The organism is Pseudomonas sp. GW821-FHT07G10 (assembly GCF_059418545.1).
Window position 1 is genome coordinate 14,733 of the sequence record NZ_JBWKQB010000022.1, and the last position, 14,996, is coordinate 29,728.

General features: G+C 60.1%; 12 protein-coding genes. 5 read left to right on the forward strand and 7 right to left on the reverse strand.

The window, feature by feature from the left end; translation table 11 throughout:
* Positions 1-68: 68 nt before the first annotated feature.
* The 4 genes from lpdA to AC07O1_RS21805 are packed head-to-tail and all read right to left on the reverse strand — an operon-like array spanning position 69 to position 5,052.
* Complete coding sequence (gene lpdA, locus AC07O1_RS21790; RefSeq protein ID WP_495090074.1) at positions 69-1,454, reverse strand: dihydrolipoyl dehydrogenase; 1,386 nt, start codon at positions 1,452-1,454, stop codon at positions 69-71.
* Between the two features lie 18 nt (positions 1,455-1,472).
* Complete coding sequence (locus AC07O1_RS21795; RefSeq protein WP_495090075.1) at positions 1,473-2,756, reverse strand: dihydrolipoamide acetyltransferase family protein; 1,284 nt, start codon at positions 2,754-2,756, stop codon at positions 1,473-1,475.
* Positions 2,757-3,815, reverse strand: coding sequence for an alpha-ketoacid dehydrogenase subunit beta (locus tag AC07O1_RS21800; protein ID WP_494995254.1), 1,059 nt, complete (start codon positions 3,813-3,815; stop codon positions 2,757-2,759).
* 1 nt (position 3,816) lies between these two features.
* The gene (locus tag AC07O1_RS21805; RefSeq protein WP_495090076.1) at positions 3,817-5,052 is read right to left on the reverse strand and encodes a 3-methyl-2-oxobutanoate dehydrogenase (2-methylpropanoyl-transferring) subunit alpha; all 1,236 of its coding nucleotides are present in this window, start codon (positions 5,050-5,052) and stop codon (positions 3,817-3,819) included.
* 194 nt (positions 5,053-5,246) lie between these two features.
* Between AC07O1_RS21805 and bkdR the strand changes: the two genes are divergently transcribed.
* Together bkdR and AC07O1_RS21815 are read left to right on the forward strand one after the other, a co-directional pair.
* On the forward strand, positions 5,247-5,735 hold the full coding sequence (gene bkdR, locus AC07O1_RS21810) for a Bkd operon transcriptional regulator BkdR (RefSeq protein WP_018929722.1): 489 nt from the start codon (positions 5,247-5,249) through the stop codon (positions 5,733-5,735).
* A gap of 219 nt (positions 5,736-5,954) precedes the next feature.
* On the forward strand, positions 5,955-8,738 hold the full coding sequence (locus tag AC07O1_RS21815) for a TRAP transporter substrate-binding protein (RefSeq protein WP_495090077.1): 2,784 nt from the start codon (positions 5,955-5,957) through the stop codon (positions 8,736-8,738).
* On the opposite strand, the gene AC07O1_RS21820 is transcribed toward AC07O1_RS21815, so the two are convergent.
* The gene (locus tag AC07O1_RS21820; protein ID WP_494995257.1) at positions 8,725-9,588 is read right to left on the reverse strand and encodes an MBL fold metallo-hydrolase; all 864 of its coding nucleotides are present in this window, start codon (positions 9,586-9,588) and stop codon (positions 8,725-8,727) included. The two genes, AC07O1_RS21815 and AC07O1_RS21820, sit on opposite strands and share 14 nt — an antisense overlap.
* A gap of 162 nt (positions 9,589-9,750) precedes the next feature.
* On the opposite strand from AC07O1_RS21820, the gene AC07O1_RS21825 reads away from it, so the two are divergent.
* The 3 genes from AC07O1_RS21825 (at position 9,751) to AC07O1_RS21835 (ending at position 13,551) form a co-directional block, all read left to right on the forward strand.
* A complete protein-coding gene (locus AC07O1_RS21825; RefSeq protein ID WP_495090078.1) occupies positions 9,751-10,551 on the forward strand; it encodes a sulfite exporter TauE/SafE family protein in 801 nt (266 codons plus the stop codon).
* Between the two features lie 187 nt (positions 10,552-10,738).
* Positions 10,739-12,406: an MFS transporter gene (locus AC07O1_RS21830; protein WP_495090079.1), complete on the forward strand. Its 1,668-nt coding sequence runs from the start codon at positions 10,739-10,741 to the stop codon at positions 12,404-12,406.
* Positions 12,403-13,551: an HlyD family secretion protein gene (locus tag AC07O1_RS21835; RefSeq protein WP_495090080.1), complete on the forward strand. Its 1,149-nt coding sequence runs from the start codon at positions 12,403-12,405 to the stop codon at positions 13,549-13,551. The genes AC07O1_RS21830 and AC07O1_RS21835 overlap by 4 nt, the downstream gene beginning before the upstream one ends.
* A 122-nt stretch (positions 13,552-13,673) precedes the next feature.
* Here AC07O1_RS21835 and copD read toward each other — a convergent pair whose 3' ends face one another.
* Positions 13,674-14,549 (reverse strand): copper homeostasis membrane protein CopD, encoded by an 876-nt coding sequence (copD, locus tag AC07O1_RS21840; protein ID WP_495090081.1) that lies wholly within the window; start codon positions 14,547-14,549, stop codon positions 13,674-13,676.
* A 3-nt stretch (positions 14,550-14,552) separates the two neighbouring features.
* Complete coding sequence (gene copC / locus AC07O1_RS21845; protein ID WP_494995262.1) at positions 14,553-14,918, reverse strand: copper homeostasis periplasmic binding protein CopC; 366 nt, start codon at positions 14,916-14,918, stop codon at positions 14,553-14,555.
* Between the last annotated feature and the right edge of the window lie 78 nt (positions 14,919-14,996).

Below are 14,996 nucleotides of genomic sequence, written 5' to 3' on the forward strand. Positions count from 1 at the left end.
CTTCCGGGGCGCGGAGCGTCCCGGGCTGCATTCCCACGCAGAGCGTGGGAACGATCATGGTGGGGTGGTTACAGGTGTAGCGCGTGGCCCAAAGCGCGCAGCGCCGCTTCCTGCACCGCTTCACCCAGTGTCGGGTGGGCGTGGATGGTGCCGGCGATGTCTTCCAGTCGTGCGCCCATTTCCAGGGATTGGCCGAACGCCGTGGACAACTCCGAAACACCGACCCCGACCGCTTGCCAGCCGACGATCAGATGATTGTCGCGGCGTGCCACAACCCGTACGAAGCCGCTTTTCGACTCCAGGGTCATCGCCCGGCCATTGGCGGCAAACGGGAAGTTGGCAACGATACAATCCCAACCTGCGGTCTTTGCTTCATCCGGGGTCTTGCCGACCACTACCAGTTCCGGGTCGGTAAAGCACACGGCAGCAATGGCGGTGGGATAGAACTCGCGGTGCTTGCCCGAGATCAACTCGGCGACCATTTCCCCCTGTGCCATGGCCCGGTGGGCGAGCATGGGTTCGCCGCTCAGGTCGCCGATGGCCCAGACATTACGCATGCTGGTCTGGCAACGGTTGTCGATCTTGATTGCCGAACCGTTCATGTCCAGGTTCAGGGCTTCGAGGTTCCAGCCTTGGGTGTTGGCGCGACGGCCCACGGCGACCAGCACCTGATCGGTTTCCAGATTAAGGATCTCGCCGTTTGGGTCGCGCACTTGCAGGGTGTTGGCTTGCGCATCGAAGCCTTCGACGCTGTGCTTGAGATGCAGCTTCACGCCCAGCTGTTTCAGCGCGTCAGCAACCGGTTGCGTCAGTTCCTGATCGTAAGCCGGCAGAATCCGATCCTGCGCCTCGACCACACTGACTTCAGCGCCGAGCTTGCGGTAGGCAATGCCCAGTTCCAGCCCGATGTAGCCGCCACCGACCACGATCAGCCGTTTTGGCACGCTTTTCGGCGCCAGGGCTTCGGTGGAGGAGATGATTGGCCCACCGATTGGCAGCATCGGCAGGTTGACGCTTTTCGAGCCAGTGGCCAGCAACAGGTGCTCGCACTGGATGCGGGTATCGCCAACTTCGACGGTCTTGCCATCAATGACCTTGGCCCAGCCCTGTATGACCTGGACCTTGTTCTTCTTCAGCAATGCCGCGACGCCAGTGGTCAGGCGATCGACGATGCCATCCTTCCACTCGACGCTTTTACCAATGTCCAGGGTCGGCGCCGAGACGTTGATCCCGAGGGCCGAATGCTGGCTGTGATGCTGGGTCTGGTGGAACTGCTCGGCTACATGAATCAGCGCTTTCGACGGAATGCAGCCGATGTTCAGGCAGGTGCCGCCCAGTGCCTGGCCTTCGACCAGAATAGTGTTGATGCCCAGCTGGCCAGCGCGAATTGCCGCCACATAACCGCCAGGGCCGCCGCCGATGATCAGCAGCGTGGTGTTTAGAGTCTGTTGCATGCGTTGCTCCACAAATGCTTATTCCACAAACAGCATGGCGGGTTGTTCGAGCAAGCCACGCATGGCCTGGATGAATTGCGCCGCGTCCATGCCATCGACCACGCGATGGTCGAAGGAACTGGAGAGGTTCATCATCTTGCGAATCACGATCTGGCCTTTGATCACCATCGGCCGTTCGACGATTTTGTTGACGCCGATGATCGCCACTTCCGGCAGGTTCAACACCGGGGTGCTGACGATGCCGCCAAGAGCGCCGAGGCTGGTCAGGGTAATGCTTGAGCCGGACAATTCATCGCGGCTGGCCTTGCCATTGCGCGCGGCAGTCGCCAGGCGGGAGATTTCTGCGGCGCTGTCCCACAAGCTGCGAGCTTCGGCGTGACGCACAACCGGCACCATCAAGCCGATGGCGCTTTGGGTGGCGACGCCAACATGCACCGCGCCGAGGCGGGTGATGACCTGGGCTTCGTCGTCGTAACGGGCGTTGATCTGCGGGAAGTCGCGCAGGGCAACGACTATGGCCCGTACCAGGAATGGCAGCAGGGTCAGCTTGCCGCGGCTGGCACCGTGTTTTTCATTCAGATGTGCGCGCAGTTCTTCCACGGCGGTCACGTCGATTTCTTCGACATAACTGAAGTGTGCAGCGCGCTGGGTGGCTTCCTGCATGCGCTGGGCAATCTTGCGCCGCATGCCGATCACCGGGATCTGCTGTTCGTCATGGCGTGCGGTGTAAGCAGCGCCAGCGGTCGACTGAACGGACGGACCGTGGGCGAGATACGCGTCGAGGTCTTCATGCAGAATCCGGCCGGCAGGGCCAGTGCCCTGAACCAGACGCAACTGAATGCCGGCGTCGAGTGCACGTTTGCGCACGGCCGGGGAGGCCAATGGACGTTCGTCGGCCTCGCGAGCCACCGGCGCTTGTGGCGCAGGGCGAGAGGCTGACGCGGGTTTGCCGGCGACCACGGTTTCAACCTTGGGTGCCGCAACGGCGGCGGCTTTCGGCGCCTCTTCTTTGACTTCTTTTACAGCAGGCGGTTGCGAGGACTCTTTAACGTTGCCCGCGCCTTCGACTTCAATGCTGATCAGTATGCTGCCAACCGCCATGACTTCGCCCGGTACACCGCCCAGCGCAATCACCTTGCCGTGAACCGGCGAAGGAATGTCGACCATCGCCTTGTCGGTCATCACATCGGCCAACACCTGATCTTCGACGACCATGTCGCCGACCTTGACGTGCCACACCGACAATTCAACTTCTGCAATGCCTTCGCCAATGTCCGGCATCTTGATAACGTGCGTGCCCATTCAGACCTCCATAACCCGATGCAAAGCCGCGCCCACACGGGACGGACCAGGGAAATACGCCCATTCCTGAGCATGCGGATACGGGGTATCCCAGCCAGTGACGCGCTCGATAGGCGCTTCCAGGTAGTGGAAGCAGTGCTCTTGCACCAGGGCGACCAGTTCGGCGCCGAAACCGCAGGTGCGGGTCGCTTCGTGAACGATCACGCAACGTCCGGTTTTCTTCACCGACTTGACGATGGTTTCCAGATCCAGCGGCCACAGGCTGCGCAGGTCGATTACTTCAGCATCGACACCGGTTTCTTCGGCCGCGACTTGCGACACATAGACCGTGGTGCCGTAGGTGAGGATGGTGACATCCTTGCCCGGACGGGCGATGGCCGCCACGTCCAGCGGTACGGTGTAGTAACCGTCCGGCACTTGCGCGGCCGGGTGTTTCGACCAAGGGGTTACCGGGCGGTCGTGGTGACCGTCGAACGGGCCGTTGTAGAGGCGTTTGGGCTCAAGGAAGATCACCGGGTCATCGTTTTCGATGGAGGCGATCAGCAAGCCTTTGGCGTCGTAGGGGTTGGATGGCATGACGGTGCGCAGGCCGCAGACCTGGGTGAACATTGCCTCAATGCTCTGGCTGTGGGTCTGGCCGCCGTAGATGCCGCCGCCGCATGGCATGCGCAGGGTCATCGGCGCGGTGAACTCACCTGCCGAGCGATAGCGCAGACGCGCCGCTTCGGAAATGATCTGGTCCGACGCCGGGTAGACGTAATCGGCGAACTGGATCTCGGCCACCGGCCGCAAACCGTAGGCGCCCATGCCCACGGCGACGCCGACGATGCCGCTTTCGGAGATCGGCGCGTCGAACACCCGCGAGGTGCCGTACTTGCTCTGCAAGCCTTCGGTGCAGCGGAATACGCCGCCGAAGTAACCTACGTCCTGGCCGAAGACCACGACGTTGTTGTCACGCTCAAGCATCACATCCATGGCCGAGCGCAGGGCCTGGATCATGGTCATGGTGGTTGTGGTCATGGCGGTGTCCAACTGGATATTGTTGTTGTGATCGTTCATGTCAGATCCCCAACTCTTGACGCTGGCGCTTCAAGTGCTCCGGCATCTCTTTGTAGACGTCTTCGAACATCGTCGCGGCGCTCGGAATCTGGCCACCGGCGAGGGTGCCGTACTGCTCGGCTTCTTTCTGCGCAGCAATGACTTCGGCTTCGAGTTCGGCGCTGACAGCGGTGTGTTCTTCTTCAGACCACTGACCGATTTTCACCAGGTGCTGCTTGAGGCGCGCAATCGGGTCGCCCAACGGGAAGTAGCTCCAGTCGTCGGCAGGACGGTATTTGGACGGATCATCGGACGTCGAGTGCGGGCCGGCGCGGTAGGTGACCCATTCGATCATGGTCGGGCCAAGGTTGCGGCGGGCGCGTTCGGCGGCCCAGGCAGAGGCGGCGTAGACCGCGACGAAATCGTTGCCATCGACCCGCAGGGAGGCGATGCCGCAACCGACGCCACGACCGGCGAAGGTAGTGGCTTCACCACCGGCAATCGCCTGGAACGTGGAGATTGCCCACTGGTTGTTGACCACGTTGAGGATCACCGGCGCGCGGTAAACGTGGGCGAAGGTGAGGGCGGTGTGGAAGTCTGATTCAGCGGTGGCGCCGTCGCCAATCCAGGCCGAGGCGATCTTGGTGTCACCCTTGATCGCCGAAGCCATGCCCCAGCCCACGCCTTGTACGAATTGGGTGGCCAGGTTACCGGAAATGGTGAAGAAGCCTGCGTCTTTAACCGAGTACATGATCGGCAACTGACGGCCCTTGAGCGGGTCGCGCTCGTTGGACAGCAACTGGCAGATCAGGTCCACCAGCGGCACTTCGCGAGCCATCAGGATGCTTTGCTGGCGGTAGGTCGGGAAGCACATGTCGTCGATGTTCAAGGCCAGGGCCTGAGCGCTGCCGATGGCTTCTTCGCCAAGGCTCTGCATGTAGAACGACATTTTCTTCTGACGCTGGGCGACCACCATGCGGTTATCGAAGATCCGCGTTTTGAGCATGGCGCGCATGCCTTTACGCAGGATCTCGACCGGCACGCCTTCGGCCCACGGGCCGAGGGCATTGCCCTGGTCGTCGAGCACGCGAATCAGGCCGCGGGCCAGGTCGGCCGTGTCGGCGGGTTCAACGTCGATTGGGGGTTTGCGCACCAGGCCTGCGTCGGTCAGATGCAGGTAGGAGAAGTCGGTTTTGCACCCCGGGCGGCCCGAAGGTTCGGGAACGTGCAGGCGCAGCGGTTCGTACGGTTGGTTCATGGCTTCTACGCTCGATCTTGTGAATTTCTTGTAGTGGGCGCGCTAGCTGACGATCTTTCTTTGGGTAAAAGAAATCTTGTCCTACAACAATCATAGGCCTCGCCAAGAAGAATATTTCTCTGTGTTTCGTTGCGCTTTAAGTCATTTGAGGATAAAAATTCTGCATAAACATAAAAAACAGGTGGTTTATTCTCATGCGCAAACTGGATCGTACCGATATCGGGATTCTCAACAGCCTCCAGGAGAACGCCCGCATCACCAACGCCGACCTCGCACGCTCGGTCAACCTGTCGCCGACGCCATGCTTTAACCGGGTCAAGGCGATGGAAGAACTGGGGCTGATTCGCGAGCAAGTCACGCTGCTCGACGCCGATTTGCTCGGGCTGCACGTCAACGTGTTCATCCACGTCAGCCTCGAGAAACAAGTCGAAGAAGCCCTGCAGCATTTCGAAGAAGCGATTTCCGACCGACCGGAAGTGATGGAGTGCTACCTCATGGCCGGCGACCCGGATTACCTGATCCGCGTACTGGTGCCGACCATCCAGTCGCTGGAGCGTTTCATGATGGACTTTCTGACCAAGGTCCCGGGTGTGGCGAACATCCGTTCAAGCTTTGCGCTCAAACAGGTCAGGTACAAGACTGCGTTGCCATTGCCGGCCAATGGCTTGACGCTGGCGGGATAGCTCCATCAGGGATAGCTCCATTAAGGATAGCTCCGTTCATCACAGGACTTTGCCATAACGCTTGCGCGGTGCTTTATTCATAAAAGTGCATAAGAGAGCCCGTCGCCCTCATCTGCGCAAGCCGATAAGCGTTGCCGAGCCTGAGGTGATGAGATGGGCGAATGGGAGGTTTGCGAGTGCAAGGGCGCAGCTTCCTGGTCAGGTTGGCCCAGACTGCTTTTGGCTCTGCTGGTGTGCGTTGCCTCGCAGGTCGTACCTGCTCAGGATCGGCCCGTTCTGATCGCCATCGCTATCCCCCATAACCAGACATTTGACCAGGCAGCGGGCGCTATCCAGGAGGGCCTGGAAGACGTTGCAACCGTTAGACACCTCAATGTGGCGTCTGCCGATAGCGTGATCAAAAGTGTCATGCAAGGGGAGACCGATTTAGCCGTCGTCCCCGTTTCTGCCCTGAGTGAATTTGTCCCTGCCTTCGCAATCTACGGCCTGCCATTTACCTTTTCCGAGAGCAAACCCTTTTCATTTTTCATGAGCTCGCAGTTGCAGCCGCAACTGGCCGAGCAACTTAAAGAGCAGGGATTGCAGGCGTTGGGCGGGGTCTGGTACGGGGGAACGCGGGTTATTGCCAGCCAGCTTCCCCGGCGTTCGCCTACGGACTTCAAGGGCACCAGGCTCGCGGTTTCCAGCGATGATTGGCAGTCGATGGATTTTTCAGGCGTGGGCGCCAAGTCGATCAAGATGTCTGATACGGACATGGCGTCGGCATTGGCCACCGGGGCGGTAGATGCGGCAGAAGTCCCTTGGGATCGCGTTACGAAAATCAAGGCCGCATTCGTGACGCAAAGCGATCATCGCTTCAGCGGGTTGATTGCCGTCTACAAGGCTTCGCGTTTTTCAGCATTGCCTGCTCCAGCGCGCGAGCGCATCACCCAGGTCATGAACTACGCCGAGGAATATGTCACATCGAACACTATCGCTCGGGAGAGTGAGGCGATCGAAGCGGTGCAGTCCTCCCCGTACATCACCTGGATGGGCGTCGATGAGGGGATGCGTGCTCAATGGCAGGTGGCATTGGCCAACCGCCAGGCATCGGCTATCGAGAAAATTGGTCCATCGCTGGTGAGCGAGGCGAGAAACAATCCGAATTACACACTGCGCTTGAGCAAGGCGATCCCGACCTTTTCCATCAACTGGAATGCCTGGTTTCAATCCTCGCCCAGGCAGGTCAAGAATGTGTTGGCCGCAGGCAAACCCTATGATTTTGTACTGGATCTTGGTCGGGGCATCTATCCCGGGGCATTGAGTAGCGGGATCAGCAGCCTGCTGCAGCAAGAAATCGCTGCGGATCCGGACAGCGACGAGATCCACTTACTGGTTCGACCAGTGCTGATGGGCGGCATACTCGAGCCAGCACCGGGATCGGATTTTCGGGCTCGCAGATTCAATGTCCACCGCGATCGCCTGCCAGCCAGGACCGCTGACAAGTCTCTGCGGGAAAAAGCGCGCCATCACCTCATCGGCTTGAGCGACCTGGCCAAGGCATTGAGTGTCGATGCGCCCATGGCGTGGTCGCTTATCGCCCGCCAGGCGGGTTGTGCGCAGGTTGTCCTCTCGATCTGGGATGCCGCGGGGCTGCGGCCTCTGGACTACATCGTGGTCAGTGTGCCGGTGAGCGACGTCGGACAGCAGTACCCGCCGGCGTGCGACACCAGCCTGAGAGGCGGAGAACTGGTGTCCGGGTTGGAGAGGCTGCTGGAACTCGGAAAAAATGCGCGGCAGACGTCGTCCGCAGACGCCGCCTTACATTTGTTTGACTCGATTCCCAGGGGCGAGGGCGATGCCGCGACGGTTGCGGTGTACGTTGATCACTCAGAGTTTGACGCCGCCCAGCGTCAAGGAAATATGCCGTCAGTCTATGCGTGGGAGCTTGCAGGCAATCTGACGCACTTTCTGGAGCAGGACTCCATGTTGCCAGCCTCAATCGCGAACACCCGCGAGCACCTGGGCTCCGCCCAGCCTTACACCGATGTCGTCAGGCAGATGAACAATATGCTGTTCAACGGCCGTACCCCGGAAGATCAGCGAAATGCTGACGCGGCAAGGGCGGCCATGCAGCGTCTGACACAACGAGTCGAAGCCCCGGTGGTATTGGTGCGTTACTTCGATTCGTGGGGGAAAATGCAAAACCTGCCGCTGGCCTTGTTGGGCGCCGATGCGCTTGACCAACTGTTCTCCCATCGAATTACCGTTGTCCAGCCGTTACAGGACGCCCAGACGCTCGAACCCGGCGCCTGTTTCAGCGGTTGGGACTTTGCAATTCCCAAAGCACTGGATGGCGTGGGGGCCGAGTCCGCGGAATTGTTGATGAAAGATGACTGGCGGATGCAAGGGCGTGATGTCAACTGGTATCAGAACAACACCGACTTGCTCAAGTTCATGACCCAGGCTGACACACCTTCGGTGACCAGCAGCGCCTTGGTGCTTCTCGCGCATCACGGCAAGGGTGACGTCACGTTCTCCACCTCAGGGCTTCCTGGCCGGGTGCTGGACTCTGACATGAGAAGGCATTTCACGCCGGGTAGCGTGGCAATCCTGACGGCGTGTTCCACCCTTGGCGTCTCGGCCGCCAGCCAGACTTTCGTCAATATGCTGGTGCGTCGAGGTGTGGGCGCCGTGGTTGCTTCACCTTTCCCGGTGGACTCGGATTTCGGTACCCGGCTTTCGGTCAGTTTCGTTGCGGTGGCTCAGCAGTTGCGGGCAAGTGGTACGTCCGCACGGGTCATCGATATTTTCAATCAGGCCTTGCAGAAAACCATCGATGCCTATGGCAAGAACTCGGGCTATGCGGACATGGCCCTGGAATTCCAGATCATAGGTGATCCTGAGTTACGCATGTGTGGTGCCCCGACAGGATCAAGTCAGCAAACGGGAGAGGTCAACGGGCGCTTCAGAGTGCCAGGTGGTCGACTGTCGGTGAGCCGCTGGCACTTCACAACCGATTGATCGGAATCTTCAGGTAAGTCACGCCATTGTCTTCGGCGGGCGGCAGATTCCCTGCGCGCATGTTGACCTGAATCGCCGGCAGCAACAGTCGCGGCATGCATAGCCCGGCATCACGCCGGGTGCGCATGGCGACGAAAGCGGCTTCGTCGATACCGTCATGCACATGGATATTGCTTTTGCGCTGTTCGGCGACGCTGGACTGGCACGCAAATGCCCGGTCCGCAGGCGGGTAGTCGTGGCAGACGTAGAGGCGGGTGCCTGCGGGGAATGCCAGCAGCTTGTGTATGGAGGCGAACATTTGCCGCGGGTCACCACCGGGGAAGTCGCAGCGTGCGGTTCCCACGTCGGGCATGAACAAGGTGTCGCCCACCAGAATCAGTTCATCGTCGATCAGGTAGGCCATGTCCGCCGGGGTATGTCCCGGCACATGCAACGCCCTGGCCTTGAGGTTGCCGATGGTGAACTCCTCGTCCGGCGCAAACAGATGGTCGAACTGCGAACCGTCGATTTTGAATTCCGGCTCAAGGTTGAACAGGGTTTTGAACACGTCCTGAACCTTGCAGATCAGCTGGCCGATGGCGATCTTGCCGCCCAGTTCCCGGCGCAGGTAGGGCGCCGCGGACAGGTGGTCGGCGTGGGCGTGGGTTTCCAGCAGCCACTGCACCTGCAAACGATGTTCGCGGATGAAGGCAATCACTCGGTCGGCCTGGGTGGTAGCGGTTCGCCCCGATGCGGGATCATAGTCGAGCACCGAGTCGACGATCGCGCAGTGCCCGCCATCGAGTTCAAAGATCACGTAGGTGTACGTCGACGAGGCTTCGTCCAGGAAGGCTTGAATCAACGCTGACATGGGTCGGATCCTTTCGGGATGACTCCAGAGGGTAAATAGATTGTCTGCACCCTGACCAGCATTGATGTGATTCAAGTGCGGATAAGTTGTCGTGGGTTGTATTGTAGGGGGATTCCAGTGCCGGTTTTTTCCGGTTGTCTTAAAAGTCGATCAGAGCGTTTTATGCTGCTTGCAACATTCTTTGGTGTGGTAATGGGCTTGGTCCTGGGCTTGACCGGTGCCGGTGGTGGCATTCTCGCGGTGCCGGCTTTGGTGTTGGGTTTAGGCTGGAGCATGACCCAGGCGGCACCGGTGGCGCTGTTCGCCGTGGGCAGCGCGGCGGCGGTCGGTGCCATCGATGGCTTGCGACACGGCCTGGTGCGTTACCGTGCAGCGTTGTTGATCGCATTGCTCGGGGCGCTGTTCTCGCCGGTGGGTATCTACTTCGCCCATCGCTTGCCGGAAAAAGTCTTGATGATTCTGTTCAGCCTGCTCATGGTCATCGTGGCGTGGCGGATGCTGCGGCGCGAGTCGCGCGATTGCGGGCCGAGTGATCATGGCAGCGCTTCCTGGGGGCAGAAAAACTGCATGCTCGATCAACGCACCGGGCGCTTTTCCTGGACCGCTAAATGCACGGCGACCCTCGCGGCATTGGGCGCTGTCACGGGCATTGTTTCCGGTCTGCTCGGAGTCGGCGGCGGTTTTCTGATCGTGCCGGCCTTCAAGCAACTGACCGATGTACAGATGCGCGGAATCGTCGCCACCTCGTTGATGGTGATCAGCCTGATTTCGGCGATAGGGGTTATCGGCGCGTTTCAGGCAGGGGTGTTCATTAGCGCTACGGGTGGGGCTTTTATTGTCGCGAGCATCGTCGGAATGCTGTTTGGTCGACGGCTGACATCTCACGTTTCGGCCAGAGGGTTGCAGGTGGGATTTGCCAGCATTTGCATCGTCGTGGCCGGCTACATGCTGTTCAAGGCGTGAGGGGCAAGGCTCACTGAAATACCATCAGTGACGCGCATAGAAGTTCCTGATAGCGGGTAATGTCTTTTGCAGCGGTGCAAACGGTGTAACTGGCAAGATGCACCCTGCTCAGGTTTACTAGTAACACTGCAATGGCATTACTGTGCGCAGTCGTGGTTACAACAGGCACAGACATCAAGGTTAAAAAATGGATCACTACGCCCCGCGATCCTGGCAACCCCACGAACGGCCCAGCTTGCCGGGTTCGCCGTCGACCCCGCTGCACCCCACACGCAAACGTCTGGCCTATGCGCTGGTCGGACTGCTGGTGGCGTTGACCGGCGGTTTGGGGAACTCGCTGGTAATCGCCAATCTGCCTTACCTGCAAGGTGCGCTGGGGGCGACCACCGCCGAGATGGCCTGGTTGCCGGCGGCCTATGTCATGACCAACGTGTCGATGAACCTGTTGCTGGTGAAATTTCGTCAGCAGTTCGGTCTGCGGGCGTTTACCGAGGTATTCCTGGTGCTGTATGCGCTGGTGACCTTTGGCCATTTGTTCGTCAATGACCTGAACTCGGCGATTGCCGTGCGGGCCGCCCATGGCATGGTCGGCGCAGCGCTGAACTCGTTGGGTTTGTATTACATGATCCAGGCCTTCCCGGCGAAGTGGCGAATGAAGGCACTGGTGCTGGGGTTGGGCACCTCGCAACTGGCCTTGCCGCTGGCCCGATTGTTTTCCGAAGATCTGCTACAGATCGCCGAATGGCGAGGGCTGTATCTGTTCGAGCTGGGGCTGGCGCTCACCTCGCTGGGCTGTGTGTTCCTGCTCAAGTTGCCGCCGGGCGACCGCTTCAAAACCTTTGAGAGACTCGACTTCCTGACGTTCACGTTGCTGGCCAGCGGCGTCGCTTTGCTCTGCGCGGTGCTGTCGCTGGGGCGTATCGACTGGTGGCTTGAGGCACCGTGGATCGGCATTGCTTCGGCGGGCTCGATCATGCTGATCATGGCCGGGCTGGCCATCGAGCATAACCGCAGCAATCCGATGCTGATGACCCGATGGCTGGGCAGCGGGGCGATGATTCGTCTGGCGTTGGCGGTGATCCTGATTCGTATGGTGCTCTCGGAGCAGTCCACCGGAGCGGTGGGATTTTTGCAGGCGCTGAACATGAGCAGCCAGCAGATGCGCACCCTTTATGCCGTCATGTTGCTGGGCAGTATTGCCGGCCTGGCGACCAGCGCCCTGACCATCAACCCGGCGCATCTGTTCCTGCCTGTGGTCATCTCTCTGGCGTTGATGGCGGTGGGCTCGGTGATGGACAGTTTTTCGAACAACCTGACCCGCCCGGCCAACATGTACTTCAGCCAGTTCCTGCTGGCCTTTGGCGGAACGTTTTTTCTCGGGCCGACCATGGTCTATGGCGCACGCAATGTACTGACCAATCCGCGCAATCTGGTGAGTTTTTCGGTGCTGTTCGGGATCTGTCAGAACCTCGGCGGGCTGATCGGCTCGGCGCTGCTGGGGACGTTCCAGATCGTGCGCGAGAAGTTTCATTCCAACACTATCGTCGAGCACCTGACGCTGCTCGACCCGCGGGTAGCCGGCCGCGTGCAAAGCGGCGGCTCGGCTTATGGATCAATCATCGCTGACCCGGATTTACGCACCCTCCAGGGCATACGCAGCCTCGCTAGCGCAGCGACCCGTGAAGCCAACGTGCTGGCCTATAACGATGTGTTCATGCTGATTGCGGTGATCGCCGTGCTGACCATGCTCTGGATTTTTCTGCGCAGCCTGTGGCTGATGAGCACGACCAAAGCGCCCAAGCCTGTGCCTGCCACCCCATCTCCCGTTCAACCCAGCGGTGCCACCTCTCCATGACCGAACTGACGAAGACGACCACCAACGCCATTGCCGCGACGCCCGAGGGCACCGAGCCGCCGTCAACGCCGGCCACCGAGCCGCGCTCGCTACGGGTGCGGATTATCTCGTCCATGGGCTTTGCCGCCATTGCCATCGTCGGAGTGTTGATTGTGCTGTATGCCTGGCAATTGCCACCGTTCAGCAGCGCCATCGAGACCACGGAAAACGCGTTGGTCCGGGGCCAGGTGACGATCATCGGGCCGCAGCTCAGCGGCTATGTGTATGAGGTGCCGGTGCAGGATTTCCAGTTCGTCAAAGCCGGGGATCTGCTGGTGCGCCTGGACGACCGCATCTACAAGCAGCGTCTGGATCAGTCGCTGGCGCAACTCGCGGTGCAGAAGGCGGGGTTGGCCAATGTGGTGCAACAACGCAACAGTGCCGAAGCGACCATCAAATTGCGTCAGGCCGCGTTGGTCGACAGTCAGGCCCAGGTCCGTAAAAGTGCAGCAGACCTGCGGCGTAACGAAGAGCTGATCATTGACGGCTCGGTCTCCAGGCGCGACCTGGATGTGGCCCGCGCGGCCAACGCGCAAACCATCGCCGCCGAGGCTCAAGCCCAGGCGACCCTGGAAATCGCCCGGCAGGACCTGCAAACGGTGATCGTCAATCGCGGTTCGCTGGAGGCGGCGGTGGCCAGCGCTGAGGCGGCGGTAGAACTGGCCCGCATCGATCTGTCCAATACCCGGGTCATCGCCCCACAGGACGGTCAGCTCGGGCAGATCGGCGTGCGTCTGGGGGCCTACGTCAATTCGGGCGCGCAGTTGATGGCGCTGGTGCCGAACCAGCTGTGGGTGATCGCCAACCTGAAAGAAACCCAGATGGACAATGTTCAGACTGGCCAACCAGCGACTTTTACCGTCGACGCCCTCAATCACCAGAAATTCCACGGTCGGGTGCAGCGGATCTCTCCGGCCACCGGCTCGGAGTTCAGCCTGCTGCAAGCCGACAATGCCACCGGCAACTTCGTCAAAATCGCCCAGCGGGTTCCGGTGCGTATTACCGTCGATCCCGATCAGCCACAAAGCGAACGGCTCCGACCGGGGATGTCGGTGGTGGTGAGCATTGATACGGCGGGGGAAGAGGGCGTTGCAGGCAAAAATTGATCGTTCCCACGCCCCTGCGTGGGAAGGCATCTCATGACGCTCTGCGTCACATCAAGGGCGGACGCAGAGCGTCCAGGGCGGCATTCCCACGCGGAGCGTGGGAACGATCAATCAAGGTGACTCTAACTCGCCATCATTGGTGGCATCGTCCCCAGCAACGATACCGCTGCCACGGCGGCAATGCCCAGCAGCCACTCAAGCATCACACTGGTACGCAGTGTCGACAGGCGCTTGTGGCAGTCTTTCACTCTAAGGCGATTGAACAGCGCCAGACCCAGCATGCCGCCGACCAGCAGCACCTTGATCAGCAGAATCAGCGCAAAACCGGACAGCAACGGCGTCGGCCAAAAGACGCCGGTGAGTACGCGGACGTTGATCAACCCGGTGACCAGCAAACCGGCCACCAGCCCGTAACCGACACCGCTGAATCGTTGCAGTATCAAGCTGACCGGATGGGTTGCTGGTTGCAGCACAATCATGACCAACAGCATCAACCCACCGAGCCAGGCGCCGACGCACGCTAGATGAATCACCTGGTTGAGGATCAGTAACTGGCCGTTGAGACCATCGAGCATTGCGCCGTGTCCGACCGGCGCCAGCGTTGCCAGCAGCAGGCTGCTCAGGGCCAGTCGTAGAGGAAACGATCTGCCTGGCGGTGTGATCAGGCACACCATTAACAACAGATTGAGCAGCAGGTGCCAGCTCCAGACCTGCCCGAAAAACGTATTGCTCAGGACTAACTGCAACGTCGGCAGGTCAATCGCCGCCTGCCATGAACCAGCCATGCTGCCGGTGATCAGCAACAGCCAGCAAACCCCGCTGGCGAGCGCCAACGAGGCGAGCAGTTTCGTTACGCCAGCGAGACGTCGATCCAGTACGCCAAGCGCCTCTGTAAGCGGCTCGCGGCGTAACAGCAGGGGCCTGAAGACACAGGCACCAAACAGCATCAGCACCCCGGCGAAATGCAGGAATCGGCACAGGACCAGCGCGCTCGACATGAATTATTGGCCGACCTTGAAGCTGTAGTTGCCTTCACTTTTATGGGTGTCGACCGAGACCGCGTGCCACTCGACCTTGTAATTGCCCGCTGCCAATGGAGCTGCTGGAGTCACGATCAGGGTCTTTTTGTCGCTGCCTTCGGTGGTGATGCTTTTGACCGCGACATCAGCGCCGTCCTTGCTGAGGGTGACTTTGGTGAAGGCTGCTTCAACACCTTCGGAGAACACCAGTCGTAATTCCTTGGGGGCAGCAGCGGTACTGTCAGCGGCCGGCGTTTCGCTTTTCAGGTGCGCGTGGGCAAACACCGAAGAGGCGGCGAGCAGCGCGCTCAGCAGGGCGGTGGTAGTCAGGGCTTTTTTGATCAGCATTGGCAGGTACCTTCATTGAATACGAGGGGGCGCTAATAGAGCATGACGCAGGTGCCGAGCGAAATGGTACTCAGCGTT

Bases quoted from the DNA above. Each gene is read 5' to 3' on its own strand.
- lpdA (WP_495090074.1), bottom strand. From the start codon at position 1,454: ATGCAACAGACTCTAAACACCACGCTGCTGATCATCGGCGGCGGCCCT.
- AC07O1_RS21795 (WP_495090075.1), bottom strand. From the start codon at position 2,756: ATGGGCACGCACGTTATCAAGATGCCGGACATTGGCGAAGGCATTGCA.
- AC07O1_RS21800 (WP_494995254.1), bottom strand. From the start codon at position 3,815: ATGAACGATCACAACAACAATATCCAGTTGGACACCGCCATGACCACA.
- AC07O1_RS21805 (WP_495090076.1), bottom strand. From the start codon at position 5,052: ATGAACCAACCGTACGAACCGCTGCGCCTGCACGTTCCCGAACCTTCG.
- bkdR (WP_018929722.1), top strand. From the start codon at position 5,247: ATGCGCAAACTGGATCGTACCGATATCGGGATTCTCAACAGCCTCCAG.
- AC07O1_RS21820 (WP_494995257.1), bottom strand. From the start codon at position 9,588: ATGTCAGCGTTGATTCAAGCCTTCCTGGACGAAGCCTCGTCGACGTAC.
- AC07O1_RS21825 (WP_495090078.1), top strand. From the start codon at position 9,751: ATGCTGCTTGCAACATTCTTTGGTGTGGTAATGGGCTTGGTCCTGGGC.
- AC07O1_RS21830 (WP_495090079.1), top strand. From the start codon at position 10,739: ATGGATCACTACGCCCCGCGATCCTGGCAACCCCACGAACGGCCCAGC.
- AC07O1_RS21835 (WP_495090080.1), top strand. From the start codon at position 12,403: ATGACCGAACTGACGAAGACGACCACCAACGCCATTGCCGCGACGCCC.
- copD (WP_495090081.1), bottom strand. From the start codon at position 14,549: ATGTCGAGCGCGCTGGTCCTGTGCCGATTCCTGCATTTCGCCGGGGTG.
- copC (WP_494995262.1), bottom strand. From the start codon at position 14,918: ATGCTGATCAAAAAAGCCCTGACTACCACCGCCCTGCTGAGCGCGCTG.